The following is a 23,829-nucleotide window of genomic DNA, read 5'->3' as shown; positions in this document are numbered from 1 at the left end:
AGCTCCCCAGTGTCCAGTAAGTTATAACCAAGCATCATAGGCGAGTTTAATAGCCAGAATACTCACGACGGTAACAAAAATGGGGCGAATAAATTTGGCACCAAATCGAATCGCGGAATGAGCACCAATATAAGCTCCCGCCATTAAGCATAGCCCCATTGTTAAACCTAACACCCAATTAATATGGCCCAAAACCGCGAATGTGATCAGTGAGGTAAAGTTACTAGTGAAGTTCATGGCTTTTGAGAGACCGGAAGCAAATAAAATGTTCAGTCTGTATAAAGCCATTGAGCTTACAGTCCAGAATGCGCCAGTACCAGGACCGGCTACACCGTCGTAAAAGCCTAGAGACAGTCCTTGTAAGTATTGCTTTCGATTAAACTTTGGACAGCCTATATGAACTTTGTCCTGTTCATCGCCTTGAGGTGCTTTTTGAAACACTGTGTAGAGCGCTGCGGCAAGAATAATAAGAGGTAGGATTTTCTCTAACCATTCGGTGCTGATCATATCAACAACCAGAGTACCAATCGTTGCCCCGATGAGGGTCGCAATAAAAGCGCGATACCAGCATTCAGGGCTAAATAACCTTTTGCGATAGTACGTAAATGCCGCGGTCGATGAGGCGAACGTAGCTGCCAGCTTGTTAGTAGCAAGTGCTATGTGTGGAGGCAGTCCTAGCGATAGCAACGCTGGTACCGTTAACATTCCACCACCACCAGCCACTGCGTCAATAAAGCCAGCGGCAAAAGCGACAAGCGCCAAAATAACCAACATGCTAGGTTCGATAAATTCCATCGAGATTAGAAGCCTTAATATTCTATTGTTCTTTTAAACGGGGGTAGGGAATCGAGCAGAGACTTGCCATACCTTTTTGTGACGATTCGCCTATCAAGAATATAGAGAGTGCCACAATCTCTTTCTTTACGTAGCAAACGGCCCGCCGATTGTATCAGTTTTTTACTGGCCTCTGGAACTGTAATCTGAAGAAACGGATTACCCCCTTTGCTTTCTATATATTCGGCGTGTGCTTGCTCGATAGGAGAGGTTGGCACCGCAAAAGGTATTTTAGTGATAATCAAGTTCTCGAGCAGCTCTCCGGGTAAGTCTAGTCCTTCGGAAAAACTCCCTGTTCCAAAAAGCACACTGGTTTTTTGACATTGGGTCAGTGTTTTATGTTTATTTAGAATTTCTGTACGTGATTTCTCACCTTGAACCTGCAGATGCCATCCTTTTAGAGCGAATTTTGACCTTACATCATCGGCGACTTTATTCATTTGCCAATAAGAGGAAAACAGCACCAAATTGCTTTTGCCATCCTGAATAAAGGAAAACAGCTTTTCAGTGAGCTCTTCAGTAAACTGGGGAGCCTGTGGCTCATTACGCATTTTGGGCACAACAAGCTCTGCTTGCTCTGCATAATTAAAAGGTGATGCCAACGCTAAAAATTGAACGCCATCTTCAGATTTCTGACTGATACCAGCTTGGTTGCAGAAAAACGCAAAGGAATTGAGGGCGCGCATTGTTGCTGAAACAAGTACGGCACCTACACATCTGGACCAGAGATGTTGATCCAGTTGCCAGCCCACTTCTAAAGGCGCAACACTAATAACATGGTCACCTTCACGCTCTTTGCTTTTTTCTACCCAGCGCGCAAGCGGTGCACCTTTCTCTTTTTTAGGCTCGGCCATGAGCCGCCATACTGCTGCCAGATTATCAAAGCGCTGAATATAGAAACCCAATTCAGCTAAAGCGGGCTCGGCGAGTTTTGCGGATACTTCTCCGTCTTTGAGCCGTTCTGAAATGAGGTCGGCGATTTTCGCTGATGCTTGAGCGCCTTTCTGCGAAAACTGTTTAAGTGCTTTAGACTGTTCTTCAAGCCAGTTGGGCAATTCACCATTTTCAAAACGACAGCTTTCCTCTTCAAACGGAAGACCGGAGCAATAGGTGTTGACCTCATTTAATAAGGGAATGAGCTGCTGTATGGAATCCTGCAGCTCATTACGAAAACGACTCACGCGCTTTTCATCGGCTAAACCGGAGAACTTGCTGGCAGATTGGTTTAATCGTTCTAACCAAGAAGCCGCACCCTTTAAAGTAGCTGCAGCGGACGCATGGTCTCGCGCGACGTGCGGTAGATGGTGAGCTTCATCGAAGATAAAAATCGTATTTTCGGGGTCGGGGAGGATAACACCGCCGCCGAGGTCTGCGTCTGCCATTACCAAACTGTGGTTGGCTATAATGACGTCGTTTTTATCCAGTTCAGATCGCGCTTTGGCAAATGGGCATCCTCGGTGAGCCGGTAAGCTGTTATTGCAGCTGTGCTTCTCACTGACGATAGTTTGCCATACGACATCATCAATGGGTTTCGGCCAGGAGTCTCTATCACCATCCCATTTACCTTGAGCCAGTTTTTCATACATGAGCTGAAGTTGTTCAATATCAGCCTTTTTGGGCTTGCTCTCAAACATGGCTATCTGACCGCCATCGGCGCCACATGCAACCGCTAGCTTTTCGGCACAACAGTAGCGTTGCCTACCTTTAGCAATAATAAAAGAGAAGTTTTGATCAGTGATGCGGCGAAAGAGTGGCAAATCTTTATCAAGTAACTGCTCTTGCAGAGCAACCGTTGCGGTAGAAATCACCACTTTGCGGTTGTTCTGAATAGCGACTGGAATGGTTGCCATTAAATAAGAGAGGCTTTTTCCTATGCCGGTACCTGCTTCAGCAACAATCATCCTCGTTGACTTGTGATATTGCCCACACAACGTTTTGGCAATTTCAGACACAAGATAGTTTTGCGCTCTTCTAGGCACAAAGTTTTCTAGTTGGTTTTGGAGGTTTTGATAGCTTTGACGAATGGATTGTTGGATTTTACTGGTCAGCATATAGAGCCCTAATTTAATGACGAGCGAGTGTAGCACACTTTAGCTTGTGAAAAATATGCTGAAAAACATCGTCTTCTAGTTCAGGTATTTAGATCAAAGTCACAAAAAATAAGTGAACTTTTATCGAGATAAATGTTTTTCATGCAATAGAAAATATAAAACGCCAAAAAACATATATTCATAGTATTATATCCCAAAAAGTAACATATTTAGCTCATATTTCGGAATAAAATATCTAATGGTAGCCAAAAAACAAGAGTGGAGTTGCATTTGAAAGGTGTTCAAAAAATTTGCGATGCATCACGATAAATTACGTAAGTTATTGATTTAAAGTGGTTTAGATATATTTATTTATTTTATTTAGAGCGTTTGACATTATCTGATATCTTTTGCATTCTTAATTACGAGATTCAAAGACGCTGAATCAACCAAAGGACAAAAAGTTGTCGTTCTGAAGGAAGGTTTAGACGTCACATATATTAAAAAAGGGAACCGAAAAGGAATTCCCATCTATGAAAAGGCAGTGGATTATCATGAAAAAAACTCTAGTAGCGCTATCAGTACTAGCAGCAGCTGGTTCTGCGCAAGCAATCGAGCTATATAACCAAGACAAAGTTACCGTTAACATGGTCGGCGATATTGAAATCGTTTATAAGAAAGCGGAAACGAAAGGCTCTGAATTCCAACAAGAAATTCAAGACGCAGATTTCGGTTTCGATACTCGCTATGCGATTAATGACGACCTACAAGTTGGCGCGTTTTGGGAATTCAAAGGCTCAGACACTAACAACGAGCTAGGCGCGCAAGTTGGCAACGTCTACATGGGTCTTTACTCTGCGAGTGTTGGTGACATCTCTTTCGGTAAGCAAGCAACAGCGCTTGACGATGCGGGTATCGGTTCGGACTATCAATTTGGTATCAAGTCTTTCTTCCAAAACGGTACACCTTTCTCTGGTCACGAAGTAGTGAAGTACGCGCTAGACAAAGGCACTTTCTACGGTAAAGTTGCTTACATGCAGAACAAACTAGGCTACAACGGTATCGGCAAAGATGGCACTTACTTTGATGGTAAACTAGGTGCGCGCGTTGCTGATTTTGATTTCACAGGTTTCTATGGCCAAGCTGATATCAAGGCTAAGCAAGAGTCAACAGCTTGGGGCACGGTTACTCAAGACCACCTAGACAATGGCATGGCTACAGGCGCAGTTGGTGACTGGGCTGAGATTACTACTCCAGCGGAAGTTGGTAAGAAAGAATCTATCTGGGCTCTTGAAGCACGTTACGCGGGCGTTGAAAACCTAGGCCTAGCGCTTGGTTACTACAATGTGGGCGTTAAGCCAGATGGCGGTAGCTCTGCAAACAACACAACAATTGGTGCGGCAGCAGACTATTCATTGGACGCTTGGGCATTTGCAACTGGTGTTAGCCAAACTAACCCAGAAGTTGGCGATAAGGTAGTTAACTGGTACCTAAACGCAGGTTATTCACTAGCTCCATCTACTACTGCATACGCAGAAGTGGGCGGCAACAATGGTGAAGGTTCTCAAACTGGTTTCGCTGTTGGTATCAAGTCAAGCTTCTAATCAAGCTTAACCATTATATAGAAAGCCGCCCTCGGGTGGCTTTTTTTTATTAATCAGCCTTGCGAAAAGCATTCACTTAACTTGTGTTTACGAGGTAAGACTAAAAAAGCTTTTTTATCTCGCTAACTGTGGCATGATGAGAGCATGGCAGTGGCTTAGAAAAGCAAAATATATCAAGGAGTGGTCAACGTGAAACGGTCTGTTATTGCTGCACTATTGACAGCAGGTGTTGTTTTTTCCGCGAATGCGGCGACTCTAATCCCTATGAAAGGGGTGTCAGTACTTTATATTAATGGACAAGAAGCCGAGTCCAAGATTACGCCAAATGATGTCGAACCGGGTCAAACCCAGGTCGTTTTGCGTATGGATAAAAAGATTGGGCGTGGCAGCTCTCAAGGGGTTTATACCTCGGCACCGTATGTTTTAACTTTTGACGTCACTGGTGATGAAGTCAAAATCGACCATCCCGTTGCTCGAAGCAAGCAAGAGGCAGAGGCTGCTTTCAGAACGGGACAGCCAGAATGGCGCGTTTCTCAAGATGGGCGAAATGTAGACTATTCACAAGAAAAACTTCAAGGCCGAGAAGGCTTGCTCCCTTATATGGGGATGGATGACTTGGTTACTAAGCATAACGCATCTCGAGGTATTTCTTTTGGTGGTGGAGAGATGGTGACTGCTGAGGTTGCGGTTCCAGTAGTAGCGACTGCCGCTGTGGCAGAGGCTGCGACAAAGAAGACAGACGTTTCTCCGACGGTGCAAAGCAATACTGAACAGCTAAAAGCTTGGTATTTGAAAGCATCTAAAGAAGAGCGTAAAGAATTCCGTAAGTGGATGATAGATATAGAATAATTGTTTTATGTGATGAATATTGACAAAGGAGGCGTTTGCCTCCTTTTTCATGAGTGGTATCTGACAGGAAGTTAACCAAGGTTTGAAGATTTTAGGCTATCATTGACTGCATTAACGTTTGTCTCAAATCTTACCGTGAACCGATTTATTTCTTCTATACTGCGCTTTCCTAAGCTAACACTTTTTCTCATCCTTTCTCTGACTGCTTCTTGTGCTTGGTATGGTCAACAACATTTTCGAATGAATGCTGACTTATCATCGCTAGTAAAACAAGAAGGCCAATGGGTCGATAACCTAGCAACCTTAGAGCATACTTTTCCCGATACTGGTAACGTCGTATTGTTGATTACTAGTGACTCTGACCCGAAGTTACAACGTTATGTCAATGGATTAGCAAGCGCCCTAGCGTCTGAGCCACTATTTACAGAGGTTTTTGCGCCAAGCTCTTTGTCCTGGTTTCAGCAATATGCTCTAGGATTTTTATCTGACGCTGAGTTCCAACGTTTACTAAAAACCGCTCAGGATGATATTGAACCCGTAGTCCAAGCAGCGAAGACGCAGAACTTAAATGTGTATTTTGGCGCTTTAGCTCAGCAAAATCAGGTTGCGCTGGGGCCTTTGCTATCGGCGATTGACAACAAAGCGGTCGACTGGCAGCAGATACTGAAAACGACAATAGATACTCCCAAAGCATTTGCCATTACCTTAGTTGCCGAGCCAGACGATAGTGCCAAAGAACCAAATAGAGTCATCATGGAAACGGTCCATCGGGTTATTGAATCGCAGGATCTACCTGATGATATTAAGATTCAAGTAACAGGGCAGGCGGCACTGGATTTTGATGAAATCGTCGATGCTAATAACAGCATTACGATTGCAGGTTCAGCATCGCTATTGGGTTTGGTGCTGATTCTAGCGATAGGCATTCGCTCACTTCGCGTTATTCTAGCGTGCTATGTAACTGTGCTTGTCGGACTGACATGGACATTTGCTGCTGGTCTTTTCTTTGTTGGTTCCTATAACACAATATCTATCGTGTTTATGGTGATGTTTATCGGTCTGGCCGTTGACTTCTCTATTCACCTTTGTCTGCATATTCACGAATTGCGAGCTCGAGGAGACAGCGATGTAGATAGTTTGAAATTTGCCTCTTGTCATTCTATTCGTCCATTAGCGCTTTGTGCACTCTCGTCCGCCTTGGGATTCCTTAGTTTCTACCCAACAAGTTATATAGGATTGGGGGAGCTTGGTATCATTTCTGCTCTCGGTATGCTGCTGGGGCTCGCGGCAACGTTTATCGTGATACCGCTATTTTTTACTCTGCTTGGTTACCCAACCGTGAAACATCAGGTCGATACACATCGATTTGTTTGGTTTGGACAAGAACTTAACGCTCAGAAAAGACTGGTTATTACGTGTGCTTGTTTGTTGGCTGTCGTTATGGGCTATGGAGCAACACAGTTTAAATTCGATTTTTCCACGCTGGTTCTAAAAAACCCTAGTTCTGACTCTGTGGAAGGTTTGAATGCATTACAACAACAAGGCTTAGGCTCGAGTTACCAGTTATATGCGATTGCAGAAGGCGAACAAGAAGCACAACAATGGAAACAGCAGTTATTGACTCAAAGTAGTGTTCAAAGCGTCACCGTTGCTAGTGACTTTTTACCTACTGATGTTGTGGAAAGATACACGGAACTGGATAAAGTCATTAATACGACACAAATTGCACAACCCATGGACTACTCAGCTTTTGGACAACTTGCGCTTTCGAAACATTGGTTAGGGGCGAAAGAGCTGCCTGCGGAGCTGGATATAAGCAGCGTGACGATGAATCTGTTTTCTAATCTGTCCGTTATAGCAAGTGGCCAAATAAATGACATCGTTGATCCGGTTGTAAAGGATTTACCACAACCACTACAAAAACGTTATGTTAGTGATGACAATCAGTGGTTGGTTGCAGTAACACCAAAAGGCGATATGACGAATGTTCACGAACTTGAGCAGTTTATATCTCAAGTGAAAGAGATCGCTCCCAACGCTACCGGCCGTGCGGTTGCAGAGCAAGAAGTCGGGAACATTATTGTTCAAGCTTTTCAAGCTGCAATACTCATGTCAGTGTTTGGTATCGCACTCATCTTGATTTGGACGGTGGAGAAAAAGCGAGATGTGTTGCTCATTTTCATTCCTTTAGCGCTTGCTTCATTAACAACGTTGGGAATGATGCATTGGTTTAACTTATCAATGAACATGGCCAATATTATCGTTATACCGCTGATATTCGGATTAGGTGTAGATAATGGTATTCATATCGTTAAGCGTTTTAGAGCTGTTCGTGATATCGACGCCTTTTTCAAAACTTCTACCCCGAAAGCATCATTGATTAGTTGCTTGACCACCCTTGCAACATTTGGCGCTTTGATCGTGGCCGAACACAGAGGCATGCACTCTATTGGCTTAGTTCTCACCATAGCATTGAGTAGCATATTAGTGTTTAGCTTAGTTCTGCTACCAGTACTGTTAGAATTGACAAAGAAAAAGGCCCAATAAGGGCCTTATAAAGATCGATTGTCATTAGCTGAATTGAGAACTTAAACTTAGAAGCGAGCATCTAAGGTAATAAAGAAGCTCTTACGCTGCCCTAAACCCATTTCTGTGACTAGAACCCAATTTGGGGTGAACTCGTACTGAGCGCCTAACAGGGTGTTCCAGTTATTTGCAAGACTTTGATTAACAGTAAACTTGGCGTTTTGTATGAAGCCTAGGTCTCCTAATCCACCAAGAGGCAGATCTTTGACGTTTCCAGTTAAAGTTTGTTCGATGTTTTGATACTGAGCACCAATCCAAGCTCTAACTGGAAAGTCCGTATTTCTTGAAAAGTCGTAGCCAATTCGCGGCGATACAACAATAGAATCTATTTCACCATCAATTACTGTCAATTTTGTTTTTGTATAACTGGCGTCAATAAGAGCAAAGACACTTTCGTAGCCACCGGCTATAACCGTACCTGCACCGTACATATATCCATCTAAGTCCAGACGAAATGGTGCATTAATATCGTCAATACTAACTTCGTGCTGGCCCAAAAAGCCTAAGTCAATTGTACCGTTGGCGGATGTAATAGTGGTTTCCGAATAGCCATTTAACTTACCACCAATTGCATAGAAATTAAGAAATGGCAGGACCCAAACATCCGCCTTTAATGTAAGTACTTCACTTTCTTGGTAGCCGCCCTGTGTGTTGATATTCAGGTCTTTAACAATGCTAGGTAAACCAGTCAAAGCAATAGAATCGACATTAATACCTTGAGAAACGTTCATATAGCCTAAGCTAAGCCCTACAGCTTCAGGGAGAGTATATCCACGCTCTTCTGCTTCTTTCTTGAAAAGAGGCAGTTCAATAGCGGCTGCTGAACCTAGGCCGAGTGAAAAAATGACAGAAGCGCCTACGGTACGCTTTAGCACTGAAACAAAAAAACTGGTCATTGATAGAGTTACTATTGGCTCAAATTATAAGATCGCGGATTGTAGTGGACTAAAACATATATGGGAAGAATTTAATCTTCCGTTTCAGCAGAAATTCGTCTGAAAACTACGCAGGATCGATATACGCTTTGTATTGTTGTTTGTTTCAAGACAATGAAATGTAATTTGATGCAAGCTAATGAATTGGCAGGATATCTAACGGCCTTGCTCTTTAGGAGGATATTTATGGAATAGCGTATGACAACATTTCTGCAGTTGGAGGAAAAACTGCAGAAACGATAGACAAACCAGAGATGTGATGGTCTAGCTTAATCAAGCTGAGCTAGAGGTAACCAGTCGACTTGGACCCCGGCTTGATCGAACATATCTTGGCTCAGCGAAATCTTTTCCCCCCAACGCGATAAGAAATCTTCGGTTTGTTGAGGGCAGTGGACTGCCGATATCCCAGTTTGAATAATTTTTGCTGCACAGTTGGGGCAAGGAAAATGAGTGACCCAAATTTCACAGCCATCCAGATCTCGTTTTGCGAATAAGATAGCATTCTCTTCAGCATGGAGTGTTTTTAGGTATTTCGTCTCACGTTCGTCGATTTCAGCGCTGTCTGAAATCCCGTGCGGATAGCCATTGAACCCAACTGATACGATCCTGTTATTTTTGGTAATAACGGCACCGACTTGAGTCGATGGATCCTTACTCCAGGAACCAACCAGTTCCGCCATCTGAATGAATCGTTTTGCCCATTTAGATACCATAACTACTCCGTTGATTATCTAATTTATTCAAATATTACGTTTACCGCAGTGTACAAAACTTGCTGACGTAACACGAGGGAATTCTGTAAACGATTGCAGCGCATACTGGAATCCGTGGCTACCAGAATGCAAATGATATATTTGTGCTTAGTTTGCGTTTAATGAAGAATATTTTTGTGACTGATACGATATTCTGTGTCAGAGTATCGCTAATTCTGAATTAATTAGTCAGCAGATAATTAATCATATGGCAGAATTTGACGACATCTTTAAAGATAGGAATAAACAATGCGAAAAACACTGTTAGCAGTTTCCCTATGTGGTCTGTGTTTTAGTGCAGGAAGCCTTGCGTTTGTAAAAGATTGGTCGACTCATAGCGTTAAAAAGGTTGAACAAGGTGCCAAACAAGGCGACCTATTTGCACAGCTTGAACTCGGTGATCGTTATGCCAGCGGTAACGGCATCAAAGAAGATGATGCGAAAGCGGTAGAGTGGTATTACAAAGCAGCAAAGCAAGGCAGCGAATCTGCTATGTACAAGTTGGGCATGATGTACGACAACGGTCATGGCGTGAACTACGATGCCAAAGAAGCAGCTGCTTGGTTTGAGAAAGCGTCTCAAAAGGGCAGTGTTAAAGCTCAATACTATCTTGCTGGTATGTACAAATGGGGACGTGGTGTTCCGAAGAGCAATAGTAAGGCCGTTGAATATTATCGCTTGGCAGCAGAACGCAATTTTGATGTAGCGCAGAACAGTTTAGGCGTTATGTACGCAAAAGGGCTTGGGGTCGAGACCGATGATGTCGAGGCGGTCAAATGGTATCGCAAAGCCGCTGAAAATGGTTATGCTTACGGGCAAAGAAATCTCGCGTATAAGTACTCACTTGGTGAAGGAGTAGAGCTTAACAATGTCGAAGCTTATGCTTGGGCATCAGTAGCCTCTACTAACGGTTACGATACGGCTGAAAAACTTCGCGATCAGTTAGCACTGAAACTCGATTCTGACGAGTTAAAAACGGCACAACAGAAAGCGAAAGCCTATTTACAATCATACTCTTCTCATAAGTAACCAGCGCTTTGATTTGTAATAAAAAGAGGCATACCTACGCCTCTTTTTATTACATTTGGTTATGTCCCTTCAATCAACCTTTGGCTGCCATTGGTTTTTATCTGCATCATATTTTCTTCGATACCGGGGTAGCATGGTTTCATTGCCCAATAACCCTCCCTGATGGATATAGAGCAATGAAACGTCAGGGTTTGTATCAAGCCAAGGTAGCAAGCAGCGCCACATCATTGGGTCGTAGAGTAAGTCAAACTCAATATCGGTTTCATCTTGCAGTTGTTGCCAAATTTCATAATCTTGCAGGTACAACTTGCCAAAGTGATGCTTATTTTCCAGTTCAAGAATGGTTGGGTAATAGCTGAAGTGTCCCAGTTCGTCGAATTGCTGCTTCAAATATTGCTTTCCGCCAACACAGGGGCAAGTCAATACCTCAATGTTTTTAGGCATAAGTATCTGGCTTAAAAACAGCGCCGTCGTCCCCGTTCCCGAAGGTAGAGCCACTTTTATTGGTTTGCCTTTTTCAAATCGAGACCAGCTGAGGATTTCTTCTGCAAGTTCGATAATCCCTTTTCGAGCCGATTGAAATCGACCTCCTTCAGGTACGACATAGCAGTCTGTAGAATGTGCATAATTAGCGCTTATGTAGTCTCGAGGGTGAGGCGCGTTTGAACCTAACTGCTGTTTTAGTGAGATGATTTCTGCACCTAGTTCTTTGGCCGCCCGATAGTTGCCGGTAGGATGCTCGTCTAGCCAATCCGGTTTATGGTCGACAAAATAGGTCAGTTTTAGTTGTTTTATTTTCGCTAGCGCCGCTAAAGAGGTGAGAGAGTTGGCTTGTGCTGAACCCCAGCCAATGAGTTGAGTAATACCCGGTAACTCACTCCCCAGTAAGTCAGCAAATTTGCGTGCTTTGTTGCCGTTGAAGTGGCTGTGCAATAGGTCATCTCGTTTTAGATGAAAGTCGTATCCTTGAAAATGATGTTGCGTTACTGGGCTGTTGTTGAGATTCACGAGAGCACCTAGTTCTAAAATTGGACGCTGATTCTAACTCCACTCAATGATAGACACAAACAGAGCACATACAAATGATTACAGAGGTTCGGCATAAAATGTGTCAGACTATGGCGTTTTTAAGAGGTCACTCTAGAAGTAATATGTAGAAGCGAATTAAATTTACACAAATCTGACGTAGTGTTTTAAGATCATTAAGACGCGAAGATATCGCAGCATTTTCTCCGCAAAGAACAATATCTAGGTGCAAAAGTGACATTTTGGTAAATGCTACTGTTAATTTGCCGATGTCGACATAGATGTGAGCTATATTTGTGGTAAATATGTTCTAAGGGTCAATGTTTTGGAGCGCTAAGACGCATCATCCCTTTTAATTCTGTGCACGCTCTAGTAAACTTTGTCGTCCTCTTTTCGTGTGTAACTACACGATATAACCGTGAGTTTAAAAAATGAGCCAGCCTTTTCTTCCTTTATGTAGACCAGCCGTAGATGAGCAAGACATTCAAGCGGTGGTTGATGTCCTTCGTTCCGGGTGGATTACCACCGGACCAAAAAATGCAGAGTTAGAAAATAAAATCTCTGAACATACGGGCGCACCTCATGCGGTGGCACTAAGCAGTGCGACGGCGGGAATGCATCTAGTGTTGCTGGCTTTAGGTATTGGCCCTGGTGATGAGGTAATTACCCCATCACTGACTTGGGTTTCTACGGTTAACATGATTACTCTTGTGGGTGCCAAGCCTGTATTTGTTGATGTTGATGCGGACACATTAATGACAGATGCCGAAAAAATTGAGCCGTTAATTAACGAAAAGACCAAGCTGATCATTCCTGTGCATTATGCAGGTGCGTCGCTTGACCTAGACCCTATCTATCTTTTGGGTGAGAAGTACAACATTCCTGTTATTGAAGATGCCGCCCATGCACTAGGTACTGAGTACAAAGGAAACCCAGTCGGACATCGAGGTACTTGTCTGTTTTCTACTCATGCAATTAAGAACGTGACCACTGCCGAGGGCGGTGTGTTTACAACGTTTGACGCAGAACTGGCGGACAAGATACGTAGGCTGAAGTTTCACGGTCTAGGTGTCGATGCCTTTGATCGCGAGACTCAGGGTAGAGCCCCACAAGCAGAAGTGGTGGAGCCTGGCTTTAAATATAACATGCCAGATATTTGCGCAGTACTGGCACTTGGTCAAATGGACCGTATTGCAGACATTACAGAGCAACGCACTCAATTAGCGATGTCTTATCGTCGTCAGCTAGAGTCAATCAAAGGCGTTACCCCTCTTGGCTTGGCAGCACATGATCATAAGCACTGCTGGCATCTTATGATCGTTCGAGTCGACCCTGCCATTGCGGGTTTGACTCGTGATGATCTTATCGCGGCACTCAAAGAGAAAGGTATTGGAGCAGGCATCCACTTTAAAGCTTGCCATACGCAAAAATATTACCGCGAAAATTATGCGGAGCTTTTTGGGGCGATCAACCCTAATTTAGAGAACACAGAACGTAACAGTAACCAAATCTGCTCGCTACCGCTGTTTCCTGATATGACTCAGGACGATGTTGCGCGCGTAGTTAGCGCCGTTTCAGAAATAATTGGGTAAACCATGAAACACAATCAAGCAATCAATTTTGTCTCTATTGTTATTCCGGTATACAACGAAGAGAACTGTCTTCAAGAGTTAATAGACCGAACAACTAAGGCAAGCGATAGTCTAGGTAAAGACTACGAGATTATTCTCGTGGATGATGGAAGTCGTGACCGCAGTGCGAACATCATTGAACAAGCATCATTAAAAGAAGGGAGTCACGTTGTTGGTGTTATCCTCAATCGTAACTATGGTCAACACAATGCTATTATGGCTGGTTTTGGGCAAGTTCGTGGTGATTTAATTATCACTCTTGATGCTGATCTTCAAAATCCGCCGGAGGAAATTCCGAACCTGGTTGCTAAAGCAGAAGAGGGATTTGATTCAGTCGGGACGGTTCGTAAGAATCGCCAAGATAGTGTGTTGCGCCGTTACCCTTCAAAACTTATCAATAAGTTAGTAAAGCGCTCTACGGGTGTCGAAATGAACGACTATGGTTGTATGCTTCGAGCTTACCGTCGCCATGTCGTTGACGCAATGCTTGAGTGTCATGAGCGTAGTACGTTTATTCCTGTGCTGGCCAATGGCTTCTCTCGCCACACGACTGAGATTGACGTTCACCATGATGAGCGTGCCGACGGCGAGTCGAAATATAGCTTTATGAAGCTTATTAGCCTAATGTTTGACTTGATCACTAGCATGACAACTGCGCCATTGCGTTTGCTAAGCATTTTTGGTGGTGGTATCGCAGCGGCAGGTATCGCGTTTGGTATCATTTTGATGCTGATGCGCATTATGTTTGGCTCTGAGTGGGCAGGCGATGGTCTGTTTACGCTATTTGCTATCCTATTTGTATTTGTGGGTGCACAGTTTGTGGGTCTAGGTTTACTCGGTGAGTACATTGGCCGCATATACTCTGATGTTAGAGCGCGTCCTCGTTTCTACGTGCAAGACGTGCTGGTGGGTGAAGCCACTAAGCAAGCGCGTGAAACTGATGAATTAAAGAATAAAGAATAAGATTTATATCCAGAGGAATATTCCATGAAAGTAGTAGTGTTTGCCTACCACAATATCGGTTGTACTGGCGTTCGTAGCTTGCTTGAAGCAGGCGTGGAAATTGAAGCGGTATTCACCCATGTTGATGACAGCAACGAGAATGTGTTTTTTGAATCTGTAGCAAAACTTGCAGCTAAAAACGGTATTCCAGTTTACGCACCAGAAGACGTGAACCACCCACTGTGGGTTGAAAAGATCCGTGCAATGAAGCCCGATGCATTGTTCTCATTCTACTATCGCAACATGATCAGCCAAGAAGTGCTGGATATTGCACCTAAAGGTGGCTTTAACCTACACGGTTCTCTGCTTCCTACTTACCGCGGCCGTGCTCCAATCAACTGGGCACTCGTAAACGGAGAGACAGAAACAGGTGTAACGCTACACAAAATGGTTCAAAAAGCGGACGCAGGTGATATCGTAGGTCAAGAGAAGATCGCGATCACTGACGAAGATACAGCTGAAACGCTTCACAAGCGTATGAACGTGGCATCTAGCGATCTGCTAAGCGAAGTACTGCCAACAATCGTTGATGGTTCTTTTAAAGCGACAGCTCAAGACGAAAGCAAAGCAACTTACTTTGGTCGTCGTACGCCCGCTGACGGTGAAATTAAGTGGTCAAACGATTCTCGCACCGTATTTAACTTAGTACGTGCCGTGACTGAACCATTCCCAGGTGCATTCACTTTCCTAGGTGAGCGTAAGCTTATTATTTGGAACTCGGAAGCAAGCGACAAAACATTTGACGTCACTCCTGGTACTATTGTTTCTACGAAACCATTAACGATCGCTTGTGCTCAAGGTTCGCTAATTGTTAAATCTGGCGAAGCAGAAAACGGCCTATACCTAGGTGGCGAGCAGCTAGCTGCTGAGCTTCACCTTGTTGAAGGCATGCGCTTTGGTCCTCAAGCAAGTGCACTTATTAACGCTAAGAAGCGTCAAAAAGTACTTATCCTTGGTGCTAACGGCTTCATCGGTACTCACCTAACTAAGCGTCTTCTAGACGACGGTGGTTACGAAGTTTATGCAATGGATATGAACTCGAACCAGATCGAAGAACACCTAAGCCACCCAGATTTCCACTTCGTTGAAGGTGATATCACTATCCACAACGAGTGGATTGAATACCACGTTAAGAAGTGTGACATCATTCTTCCACTAGTGGCTATCGCAACACCAATTGAATACACGCGTAACCCACTTCGCGTATTCGAACTCGACTTTGAAGAGAACCTGAAGATCGTTCGTGCGTGTGTGAAATACAACAAGCGCATCATCTTCCCATCGACGTCAGAAGTGTACGGTATGTCGACGGATCCTGAGTTCAACGAAGATACGTCTCCACTGATCGTTGGTCCTATCAACCGTCAGCGTTGGATCTACTCAGTATCTAAACAGCTACTTGACCGTGTTATCTGGGCTTACGGTAAGAAAGATGGCCTTAAGTTCACTCTATTCCGTCCGTTCAACTGGATGGGCCCACGTCTAGATAGCTTAAACTCTGCACGTATCGGTTCTAGCCGCGCGATCACTCAGCTTATTCTAAACCTAGTTGAAGGTACGCCGATCAAACTTATCGACGGTGGTGAACAGAAGCGTTGTTTCACAGACATCTCTGAAGCGATTGAAGCGCTATTCCGCATCATCGAGAACAAAGAAGGTCTGTGTGACGGTCAAATCATTAACATCGGTGCACCAGAAAACGAAGCTAGTATCAAAGAACTTGCTGAAACACTGGTCGAGAAGTTTGAGAACCACCCTCTGCGTGACCAATTCCCTCCATTTGCTGGCTACAACCTAGTAGAAAGTAAAGCGTTCTACGGTGACGGCTACCAAGACGTTCAACACCGTAAACCAAGCATCGCAAACGCGAAGAAACTGCTTGATTGGGAACCAAAAGTTCACATGAACGACACAATCGAAGAGACACTAGATTTCTTCCTAAAAGGTGCAGTAGCAGAAGAGAAGTAATGAAACAGAATGAAGTCACTAAAGTCGGTCTTCGTATCGACGTAGACACATACCGAGGCACTAAGTTAGGTGTGCCTAAGCTACTCGAGATCTTCGAGAAGCACGGAGTGAAGGCTTCATTCTTCTTTACTGTTGGACCTGATAACATGGGGCGCCATATTTGGCGCCTTTTGCGTCCTGCATTTTTGAAGAAGATGCTTCGCTCTAAGGCGGCTAGCCTTTACGGTTACGATATTTTGATTCGTGGCACGATCTGGCCTGGTCCTGTGATTGGTAAAAAGCTGCGCCCCATTATTGAAGCGACCGACAACGCAGGACATGAGATTGGTTTGCATGCGTGGGATCACCATAAGTGGCAGATGAAAACCGACACCATGTCGGCGGAAGAGCTACGTAGTGAAATATCTAAGGGCTACAATATGCTTAAGGATATTACTGGTAGAGAGCTACCATGTAGTGCAGTTGCTGGTTGGCGTTGCACTGAGCAAACACTTGTAGAAAAAGACGCTTTTCCTTTTAAGTACAATAGCGATTGCCGCGGCGATTCTATTTTTTCTCCTGGCGAAGGCATGGCGCCACAAATCCCGGTGACTCTGCCTACCTATGATGAACTTGTCGGGCAGGACGGTGTCGATAACAGTAATTACAATGATGCTATTCTAAAGCTGATTAAACGTGATGGTTTGAACGTTTATACTATTCACGCAGAAGTGGAAGGTATTGTTTGTGCTGAAATGTTTGAAGATTTGATTGTCAGAGCTAAGCAACAGAATATAGAATTCGTCCCCATGATAGATCTGCTTGAAGGGGCAGAATCGCCACTTCCAAGAGATGCAATAAAAAACATTGAAATGGAAGGGAGAGAAGGGTGGCTAACACACCAAGCGTCATTTGTTGAGCGCATGGTCTTTAGTCGTCGCTGAACTGTCAAGCAATGTAGATTTTAAACTAGTATAAGCCCATGATCTCATGGGCTTTTATTCAATTGGATTAAGAATGCAACAATCACGAATTAACTGGGCGGTGTGGATACCGCTTTTCTTTATTGCGTTATACATACTACCACTTGATCTGCGACCACTATGGTCACCAGATGAGTTACGTTACGGAGAGATCTCTCGCGAGATGGTGGCTTCCGGTAACTGGATAGTTCCTACCTTTAACGACCTACGTTATTTCGAAAAGCCGATCATGGGTTACTGGTTTAACGCCATTGCACAAGTTATTTTTGGTGATACCAATTTTGCTGTGAGAATTGCGTCGGCACTTGCGATGTTTGGTTCTGCACTATTTTTAGTTTCTCTCGTTGGCAGAATGGCAGACCGCCGCCAAGGTTGGCTTACTGCAGGCGTGTTTCTTAGCATGTTTATGGTTGCTGCCATCGGGACTTATAGCGTCCTTGACGGTATGTTGGCCTTTTGGCTTACGGCTTGTTATGCCGCTTTCTATTTTGCAACGGAAGCGACCTCGACCAAACAGCGTTCGCTACATTATGGCCTAGCCGGATTTTTCTGTGGTTGTGCGGTATTGACCAAAGGCTTTTTAGCCTTAGCGTTGCCAGTTATTGTGGTTGTGCCTTACATGATTATGCAAAAGCAATTCCTAGAAATCCTAAGATGGGGTTGGTGGGTGATGTTTGTTGCGTTAATCACCTGTTTACCATGGTCTCTAGCCATTCATGCGGCAGAGCCAGATTACTGGAACTATTTCTTCTGGGAAGAGCATATTCACCGTTTCTCTGCTGAAGACGCGCAGCATGCTGCCCCTATTTGGTATTATGTGCCATTTCTATTCTTAGGTACGCTACCTTGGGTGTTCTGGGCGCCTTCTGCACTGGTCCAACTAAAAGGTGAGTTTTCAAAACCGCTGGTTCGTTACTCTATCCTCTGGGCAGTGATGCCATTTCTGCTGTTCTCTTATGCAAGTGGCAAGCTGGCAACCTATATTTTGCCTTGCATGGCACCAATAGCGATTTTGCTTACCCATGGCATTATTAAAGCTTATCGCAGTAAAGCGAAAGGGCTAACGATTGGCTCGATTGTGAATGGTCTATTCTTTGCGACAGTTGCCATCACATTAATGGTGATGTTCTTTATGGGCAAACTGCCTTTGGATGCGTCTGAGTCATATCGTCCATGGATTGCTCTATTTATTCTTGGCTTTTGGGCAACTTGTGCTTTTTATGCCGCCAAAGCGAAGGCATTTGAGCATAAGTTTGTCGCCTACATGGTCTCGCCTTTAGCGCTTTTTGCCTTGTTCTCGATGGTTCTACCGAATACGACCATTGACTCAAAAATGCCAGCACGTTTTATGGAGCAGTTGGCACCAAAAGTGACCGATGACATGGTCCTTATCGCCGACTATCCAGACACAATGTCTGCGTTGAACTGGTACTTGAAGCGCAGTGATGTTTACCTTACTCATGGAATGGGTGAGGTGGACTATGGATTGAAGTATGAAGATTCAAAACATCGTTACATTGAGTGGAATCAGCTAGACGACTTTATTAAAGAGAAGCAACTGACTGGACCTGTATTGCTGCACTTTAGAGATCTGCCTTCTCTACCAGAGGATTTCCCTAAGCCGGATGAGCACGTCGACCGAGGTCGCTATCACGCGTTGATCTTTAATAAGAAAGCGGTTCAGTAATGACAGTATTGCTGTTTATTCTTTCAGTCGTGGCAAGCTCGCTTAGTCAATATTGGCAAAAGCGAGCCGCCATGTATTTTGAAGAAAACCCGCAGCTTTCAGCAGTAGGGAAGCTACTCAGCTTCCCTATGATTCTCGGAATTGGATTTTTGGGCACGAGTGCTGTCACTTGGTTGGGTGTTCTGAGCCAATGGGACGTTTCGGTGGCTTACCCTCTTCTTAGCGTTAATTTCGTTATCATGTTGTTGGTCTCAAAATTCACATTTAACGAGGTCATTTTGCCGAAGCAGTGGCTTGGAGTGATGTGTATTATGATCGGTGTCGGTATTATTGGAGGAGCTGGCTAATGCACGCTAACGATCTGAAAGCCGGATTACCGATTGCTTTTGTGAGTGTCTTGCTGATTTCTACTGCTCAGCTTGCCATGAAGTGGGGCATGGGGGGACTGGCCGAACAATGGAATAATATCGTCATTTCGCTCGAACAGTTACAAGTCATAAAAGCGGTCTTACTAGTATGGCCCGCGCTAATTAGCGTTGGTATTGGTTTGTGTTGTTATGCTTTGTCAATGGCGTGTTGGGTAATGGCTTTAAAACACCTACCATTGGGTGTCGCCTATCCTTTGCTTAGTTTGAGTTATGTTATTGTCTATTTGTTAGCGGTCACATTACCTTGGCTCAATGAGACATTCAGTTGGGTGAAGCTGTCTGGCATTGGTTTTATTTTGCTAGGATTAACCTTTATTTTTACAGCAAAAAAGTCCAGTCATTAGGCTGGACTTTGCTTTTGGTCTGTCAGTCATCAGCCTCGTCCATCCACCATTATTTGAGCGTCTTTAAGCAGTGTTTTAGGTTCATTCAGCGTGTTGATCATAGTGTGAGTTTCCAAGTTAAAGGTATGGACTATGGCAAAATGATAAATTTATACAATTCGGGCGGTTATGAGTTTATTCCTACGATGTTGTAAAATAAAAAAGCGCCTCTCAAAATTGAGAGGCGCTTTTTCTTAAATGGACTCTAAGCTTAACGAGGTCGTCGCTTAGGGCTTCTTGCTGGTTTGCCGTTACCAGAAGCGTGCCCAGATTTATTGGTCGGTTTTGGACGTTTTCCGGCATTTCTTTGGCCGTCAGTTCTTATGTCTGGTTGACCTTTTGTATGCTTCGTTGCGAATCTATTTGCCCCGTGTCGACCTGACTTTCTTCGTTGAGCAGGCGTCTTAGCATCAAGATCTTCTGCTGGAATCAGACAGCCTGGTTTGTCACCAATAAGGTACTGTTTGCCCATGTTGGTCAAGGCTTCACGGATCAAAGGCCAGTTTGCTGGATCATGGTAACGTAATAGTGCTTTATGCAATCGACGTTGACGCTCTCCTTTCGCAACAGGGACATCCTCGCGCTTCTTGTACTTGACCCGTTTGAGTGGGTTAGTTTCTGAGTAATACATCGACGTAGCATTACACATTGGCGATGGATAGAAATTCTGTACCTGGTCACATTCGTAGTTATTTTTTTTCAACCACAAAGCCAAGTTCAACATGTCCTCATCTTCAGTCCCTGGGTGCGCAGAGATAAAGTACGGGATAAGATATTGCTTCTTGCCGGCTTCTTCACTGTACTTTTGGAACATTTCTTTAAAGCGATCGTACGTACCCATACCCGGTTTCATCATCAAGTCGAGAGGATTTTTTTCCGTATGCTCTGGCGCAATCTTCAAATAACCGCCAACGTGGTGAGTGACCAGCTCTTTCACATACTCAGGTGATTCTATTGCTAAGTCGTAGCGAACACCTGAGGCGATCATCACTTTCTTAACCCCTTTAACTTTGCGAGCAGCACGATAAAGGTCAATAGTGTGTTTGTGGTCAGTATTGAGCTTGTTACAGATGCCAGGAAAGACGCACGATGGACGACGGCAGTTGGCTTCTGCTTTTGGTTCTGAACAGCCTAGACGATACATGTTGGCCGTTGGGCCGCCTAAATCTGAAATGGTACCAGTAAAGCCTGGAACTTTATCGCGAATCTCTTCCAGTTCATTGATAATCGAATCCTGAGAGCGGTTTTGAATAATACGGCCCTCATGCTCAGTAATGGAACAGAATGAGCAGCCGCCAAAACAGCCACGCATGATGTTCACGGAAGTCTTAATCATGTCATAGGCAGGGATTTTCGCTTTGCCGTACATAGGATGTGGTACACGTGCATAAGGTAGGCCGAATACATAATCCATCTCTTCGGTAGAGAGAGGAATTGGTGCTTGGTTCACCCATAGCTCGCGATTGCCATGTTTTTGAATAAGAGCACGCCCAGAATAAGGGTTGGTCTCTAGGTGCATGACACGACTCGCGTGCGCGTACAAAATACGGTCGTTGTTTAGCTTTTCGTACGGCGGCAGTCTCACGGCCGTTGTTTTTGCATCGTGACGAGAGGGACGAATAGTAATCGCTTTTGCTTGAGATTCTTTTTTATCAGTGTCGCAGTTTGATTCAACTTCGTACGGATTTTGTGGTACGAATGCTTTTCCCGGCTTTTCGATGCGTGAAGAGTCAATAATGGTGTAGTTGTTTGGCTCTTCTGGAAGGTTAACCGCGGTACCACGAATATTCGTCATATCGCTGATTGCTTCGCCGTCTGCAAGACGGTGTGCAACTTCAACGAGTGCACGCTCGGCATTGCCAAATAGCAAAATATCGGCTTTAGCATCAAATAATACAGAGCGGCGAACTTTGTCAGACCAATAGTCATAGTGCGCAATTCGGCGCAAACTGGCTTCGATACCGCCTAAAACGATAGGTGTTTCTCTATAAGCTTCACGACAACGTTGTGAGTAAACCAACGTTGCTCGGTCTGGTCTTTTACCACCTTCATTGTTAGGCGTGTACGCGTCATCATGACGCAGCTTACGGTCAGCAGTATAGCGGTTGATCATTGAGTCCATATTGCCTGCGGTAATACCGAAAAACAGGTTCGGCTGACCAAGCTTCATGAAGTCATTTTTATTATTCCAATCTGGTTGAGCAATGATGCCGACGCGAAAGCCTTGTGCTTCTAATAAGCGTCCGATGATCGCCATACCAAAACTAGGATGATCGACGTAGGCGTCACCGGTGACAATAATGATGTCGCAGCTGTCCCATCCAAGGGCATCCATTTCTTTTCTGCTGGTGGGCAGAAAACGAGCCACACCGAAGCATTCGGCCCAGTATTTTTTATGCTCGTGGATTGGGGTAACGTCGTTGTGCATATTTTAACCTCTAGTTTTGGAGGCGGGCATTATATACTCCAAAGTTGATGACTTCAAAGCCCAAACAAATTGTGGTTTTTCAATGTCAATGGTATTCGAAGGTTACCTGATATATTATCAGCGCCATTATTTATCATTTTGAACCTCAAACCATGATTAACGCTGTTTTAACCCTGCTCGCTCCGGCATTAACGGTTGCGCTGCTTATTCTGACTTTGATACTGGCAAAGGGCGATATATGCCCAGGTCAGCGTGGGCGTATCCACAAACTGTTTCCGGCCATCGGGATTTTGTGGTTGGCGATAGCCTCACTAAAGGTTGAAGCATTTCTTGTCGTGTTTGCGGTGTTCTATTTCTATTCACAAGTGAAAACAGGAAAAACACGAGATAAAGGGCCATTTTGGGTCGTACACTTAGCCAATGGTTTTAGTATTGCGTTTGCCGGTATTGTTATAGCGCAGCAGGCTAATTTGGCTCAGTCCGTCTCTTTGTTGTTTTCTGGCTTATTGCTAGGAACGGTGTTCGCTCATCTACTACTGACAATTGCAAGAACTCGCTTGCAGGCATTTCACCGTATTCTACCTGTTGCTGGCGTGATCTTTTCTATGCTGCTTGCGGTGAGTTTTGTGGTGAATGCCTATCAGTGGGAGCCAGAAATTATCGCGCAATATACCGTATCCGTTGTCAGTTCGCTGGTGATGTTGGTAGTGGGTATTGTCATTTGGAGCTGGCATATTATCCGTCACAGTGCGCCAACGAAGGGACAATTGATGATTGCCTTTCTTAGCCTCATGGTCACGAATGTTGGCCTGTTGCAACTCTACTGGCTGGCGTAATCTGCCACTTGGGTCACTTTCTATTTCACTAAAGCGAGCTAGTCTTTATAGGCTAGCTTTTTTTATGGAGTACGATTATGGATTTAAGTAACGTGAGCCGTTTTGATAGCATCATTTTATTAGGCATCGTTAATGAAAAGCTTCGTTTAGAATGCGATTCGTTCGGAGAACTCGTTAGCAGGTACGAAATAGATGTTGAGGGCGTGATTGGTAAGTTGGATATGCTTGGTTATCAATACGATCCTTTAACTAACCAGTTTAAGGCGTATCAGCGTTAATCTGAGCAGAGACTGAGATGTGTTTAATGGCAAAGTTAAGGGAGAGTAACTCAATCGACTCTCCCTCACTGTTCTCTATCCGCAACACTTTTTGTATTTCTTGCCACTGCCACACAGGCAAGGGTCGTTTCTGCCGATTTTTGCAGCTTGTACTGTGAGTGGGCGAGGAGGGATAGAGTCATCCAGTTCGCCGTCGACATAAAACCATTGACCGTTTTCGAATAGGAAACGAGAACGCTCGGCGAGACAGTATTCAAATCCATTTTCTTCGAGATAGGCTTCAAAAGACACGAAGCCCTCATGTTCATTTGCTCCATACTCTGAAACAAGAACGTTTAGCGTTGTCCAGTTGCTGTTGATGGAATCGGCGATAGAATCTCGTTCTAACTCAGCATTGCAACTAGGGTGGTAGGTGGCAACAACAAAGTCAACATTATTGGTTTTATGCGCACTAAACCGAGCACGCATAAGCTGCTCAGGCTTAACCGCCTTTTTGACGTCTTTATGAATCGGCAAGCAGCACGATTCAAACGGCAGGTGATTTCCACAGTAGCATGAGGTCATAACAAATCCAAATTAAG

19 protein-coding genes and 1 pseudogene are annotated in these 23,829 nt (G+C 44.3%); 13 read left to right on the top strand and 7 right to left on the bottom strand.

The window, feature by feature from the left end; genetic code table 11:
* Positions 1-21: 21 nt before the first annotated feature.
* On the bottom strand, positions 22-795 hold the full coding sequence (locus VTH8203_RS14905) for a TSUP family transporter (RefSeq protein WP_096994376.1): 774 nt from the start codon (positions 793-795) through the stop codon (positions 22-24).
* Positions 796-809: 14 nt separating this feature from the next.
* Positions 810-2,885: an ATP-dependent DNA helicase DinG gene (gene dinG, locus VTH8203_RS14900; RefSeq protein ID WP_096994375.1), complete on the bottom strand. Its 2,076-nt coding sequence runs from the start codon at positions 2,883-2,885 to the stop codon at positions 810-812.
* A gap of 533 nt (positions 2,886-3,418) precedes the next feature.
* Between dinG and VTH8203_RS14895 the strand changes: the two genes are divergently transcribed.
* From VTH8203_RS14895 to VTH8203_RS14885, 3 genes are all read left to right on the top strand, one after another.
* Positions 3,419-4,468 carry a porin gene (locus VTH8203_RS14895; protein WP_096994401.1) on the top strand — a complete coding sequence of 350 codons (1,050 nt, stop codon included), beginning with the start codon at positions 3,419-3,421 and terminating at the stop codon, positions 4,466-4,468.
* A 189-nt stretch (positions 4,469-4,657) separates the two neighbouring features.
* Positions 4,658-5,317 (top strand): YccT family protein, encoded by a 660-nt coding sequence (locus VTH8203_RS14890; RefSeq protein WP_244181224.1) that lies wholly within the window; start codon positions 4,658-4,660, stop codon positions 5,315-5,317.
* Between the two features lie 102 nt (positions 5,318-5,419).
* Positions 5,420-7,864, top strand: coding sequence for an efflux RND transporter permease subunit (locus VTH8203_RS14885; RefSeq protein WP_096994374.1), 2,445 nt, complete (start codon positions 5,420-5,422; stop codon positions 7,862-7,864).
* Between the two features lie 47 nt (positions 7,865-7,911).
* Here VTH8203_RS14885 and VTH8203_RS14880 read toward each other — a convergent pair whose 3' ends face one another.
* Complete coding sequence (locus VTH8203_RS14880) at positions 7,912-8,799, bottom strand: TonB-dependent receptor (protein WP_244181223.1); 888 nt, start codon at positions 8,797-8,799, stop codon at positions 7,912-7,914.
* Between the two features lie 308 nt (positions 8,800-9,107).
* Complete coding sequence (locus tag VTH8203_RS14875; protein WP_096994373.1) at positions 9,108-9,551, bottom strand: dCMP deaminase family protein; 444 nt, start codon at positions 9,549-9,551, stop codon at positions 9,108-9,110.
* Positions 9,552-9,839: 288 nt separating this feature from the next.
* Here VTH8203_RS14875 and VTH8203_RS14870 point away from each other — a divergent pair, with 288 nt between their 5' ends.
* Positions 9,840-10,619, top strand: a complete 780-nt coding sequence (locus VTH8203_RS14870; protein ID WP_096994372.1) for a tetratricopeptide repeat protein — start codon at positions 9,840-9,842, stop codon at positions 10,617-10,619.
* Between the two features lie 69 nt (positions 10,620-10,688).
* Here VTH8203_RS14870 and VTH8203_RS14865 read toward each other — a convergent pair whose 3' ends face one another.
* Complete coding sequence (locus VTH8203_RS14865; protein ID WP_096994371.1) at positions 10,689-11,627, bottom strand: 1-aminocyclopropane-1-carboxylate deaminase/D-cysteine desulfhydrase; 939 nt, start codon at positions 11,625-11,627, stop codon at positions 10,689-10,691.
* Between the two features lie 449 nt (positions 11,628-12,076).
* Between VTH8203_RS14865 and VTH8203_RS14860 the strand changes: the two genes are divergently transcribed.
* The 7 genes from VTH8203_RS14860 (at position 12,077) to arnF (ending at position 19,667) form a co-directional block, all read left to right on the top strand.
* Complete coding sequence (locus VTH8203_RS14860) at positions 12,077-13,237, top strand: aminotransferase class I/II-fold pyridoxal phosphate-dependent enzyme (RefSeq protein WP_096994370.1); 1,161 nt, start codon at positions 12,077-12,079, stop codon at positions 13,235-13,237.
* Between the two features lie 3 nt (positions 13,238-13,240).
* Positions 13,241-14,239 (top strand): undecaprenyl-phosphate 4-deoxy-4-formamido-L-arabinose transferase, encoded by a 999-nt coding sequence (arnC, locus tag VTH8203_RS14855; protein ID WP_096994369.1) that lies wholly within the window; start codon positions 13,241-13,243, stop codon positions 14,237-14,239.
* 24 nt (positions 14,240-14,263) lie between these two features.
* Positions 14,264-16,246 (top strand): bifunctional UDP-4-amino-4-deoxy-L-arabinose formyltransferase/UDP-glucuronic acid oxidase ArnA, encoded by a 1,983-nt coding sequence (arnA, locus tag VTH8203_RS14850; protein ID WP_096994368.1) that lies wholly within the window; start codon positions 14,264-14,266, stop codon positions 16,244-16,246.
* Positions 16,246-17,169: a 4-deoxy-4-formamido-L-arabinose-phosphoundecaprenol deformylase gene (gene arnD / locus VTH8203_RS14845; protein ID WP_096994367.1), complete on the top strand. Its 924-nt coding sequence runs from the start codon at positions 16,246-16,248 to the stop codon at positions 17,167-17,169. The genes arnA and arnD overlap by 1 nt, the downstream gene beginning before the upstream one ends.
* A 73-nt stretch (positions 17,170-17,242) precedes the next feature.
* The gene (gene arnT, locus VTH8203_RS14840) at positions 17,243-18,895 is read left to right on the top strand and encodes a lipid IV(A) 4-amino-4-deoxy-L-arabinosyltransferase (protein WP_096994366.1); all 1,653 of its coding nucleotides are present in this window, start codon (positions 17,243-17,245) and stop codon (positions 18,893-18,895) included.
* A complete protein-coding gene (locus VTH8203_RS14835; protein ID WP_096994365.1) occupies positions 18,895-19,242 on the top strand; it encodes a DMT family transporter in 348 nt (115 codons plus the stop codon). Before arnT ends, VTH8203_RS14835 begins: the two co-directional genes overlap by 1 nt.
* Positions 19,242-19,667: a 4-amino-4-deoxy-L-arabinose-phosphoundecaprenol flippase subunit ArnF gene (gene arnF / locus VTH8203_RS14830; protein WP_096994364.1), complete on the top strand. Its 426-nt coding sequence runs from the start codon at positions 19,242-19,244 to the stop codon at positions 19,665-19,667. The genes VTH8203_RS14835 and arnF overlap by 1 nt, the downstream gene beginning before the upstream one ends.
* A 271-nt stretch (positions 19,668-19,938) precedes the next feature.
* Here arnF and VTH8203_RS14825 read toward each other — a convergent pair.
* Positions 19,939-22,134, bottom strand: a pseudogene (locus VTH8203_RS14825) (YgiQ family radical SAM protein); the annotation flags it as partial.
* Positions 22,135-22,286: 152 nt separating this feature from the next.
* Between VTH8203_RS14825 and VTH8203_RS14820 the strand changes: the two are divergent.
* Both VTH8203_RS14820 and VTH8203_RS14815 read left to right on the top strand, forming a co-directional pair.
* A complete protein-coding gene (locus VTH8203_RS14820) occupies positions 22,287-22,970 on the top strand; it encodes an HI_1241 family integral membrane domain (protein ID WP_096994362.1) in 684 nt (227 codons plus the stop codon).
* Between the two features lie 77 nt (positions 22,971-23,047).
* Complete coding sequence (locus tag VTH8203_RS14815; protein ID WP_096994361.1) at positions 23,048-23,248, top strand: DUF4250 domain-containing protein; 201 nt, start codon at positions 23,048-23,050, stop codon at positions 23,246-23,248.
* Positions 23,249-23,323: 75 nt separating this feature from the next.
* Here the strand turns inward: VTH8203_RS14815 and VTH8203_RS14810 are convergent, their stop codons facing one another.
* Entirely contained in the window at positions 23,324-23,812 is a 489-nt protein-coding gene (locus VTH8203_RS14810; RefSeq protein ID WP_096994360.1) for a YchJ family metal-binding protein, read from the bottom strand.
* Between the last annotated feature and the right edge of the window lie 17 nt (positions 23,813-23,829).

The organism is Vibrio thalassae (genome assembly GCF_900089835.1).
In the GTDB taxonomy this organism is placed as follows: domain Bacteria; phylum Pseudomonadota; class Gammaproteobacteria; order Enterobacterales; family Vibrionaceae; genus Vibrio; species Vibrio thalassae.
Note: the sequence above shows the minus strand (reverse complement) of the source record. Positions and strands in the feature narration are given on the sequence as shown.

Excerpts from the sequence above, each read along its gene's own strand:
- VTH8203_RS14905 (WP_096994376.1), bottom strand. The coding sequence starts at position 795 with ATGGAATTTATCGAACCTAGCATGTTGGTTATTTTGGCGCTTGTCGCT.
- dinG (WP_096994375.1), bottom strand. The coding sequence starts at position 2,885 with ATGCTGACCAGTAAAATCCAACAATCCATTCGTCAAAGCTATCAAAAC.
- VTH8203_RS14895 (WP_096994401.1), top strand. The coding sequence starts at position 3,419 with ATGAAAAAAACTCTAGTAGCGCTATCAGTACTAGCAGCAGCTGGTTCT.
- VTH8203_RS14880 (WP_244181223.1), bottom strand. The coding sequence starts at position 8,799 with ATGACCAGTTTTTTTGTTTCAGTGCTAAAGCGTACCGTAGGCGCTTCT.
- VTH8203_RS14875 (WP_096994373.1), bottom strand. The coding sequence starts at position 9,551 with ATGGTATCTAAATGGGCAAAACGATTCATTCAGATGGCGGAACTGGTT.
- VTH8203_RS14870 (WP_096994372.1), top strand. The coding sequence starts at position 9,840 with ATGCGAAAAACACTGTTAGCAGTTTCCCTATGTGGTCTGTGTTTTAGT.
- VTH8203_RS14860 (WP_096994370.1), top strand. The coding sequence starts at position 12,077 with ATGAGCCAGCCTTTTCTTCCTTTATGTAGACCAGCCGTAGATGAGCAA.
- arnC (WP_096994369.1), top strand. The coding sequence starts at position 13,241 with ATGAAACACAATCAAGCAATCAATTTTGTCTCTATTGTTATTCCGGTA.
- arnA (WP_096994368.1), top strand. The coding sequence starts at position 14,264 with ATGAAAGTAGTAGTGTTTGCCTACCACAATATCGGTTGTACTGGCGTT.
- arnD (WP_096994367.1), top strand. The coding sequence starts at position 16,246 with ATGAAACAGAATGAAGTCACTAAAGTCGGTCTTCGTATCGACGTAGAC.
- arnT (WP_096994366.1), top strand. The coding sequence starts at position 17,243 with ATGCAACAATCACGAATTAACTGGGCGGTGTGGATACCGCTTTTCTTT.
- VTH8203_RS14835 (WP_096994365.1), top strand. The coding sequence starts at position 18,895 with ATGACAGTATTGCTGTTTATTCTTTCAGTCGTGGCAAGCTCGCTTAGT.
- arnF (WP_096994364.1), top strand. The coding sequence starts at position 19,242 with ATGCACGCTAACGATCTGAAAGCCGGATTACCGATTGCTTTTGTGAGT.
- VTH8203_RS14820 (WP_096994362.1), top strand. The coding sequence starts at position 22,287 with ATGATTAACGCTGTTTTAACCCTGCTCGCTCCGGCATTAACGGTTGCG.
- VTH8203_RS14815 (WP_096994361.1), top strand. The coding sequence starts at position 23,048 with ATGGATTTAAGTAACGTGAGCCGTTTTGATAGCATCATTTTATTAGGC.
- VTH8203_RS14810 (WP_096994360.1), bottom strand. The coding sequence starts at position 23,812 with ATGACCTCATGCTACTGTGGAAATCACCTGCCGTTTGAATCGTGCTGC.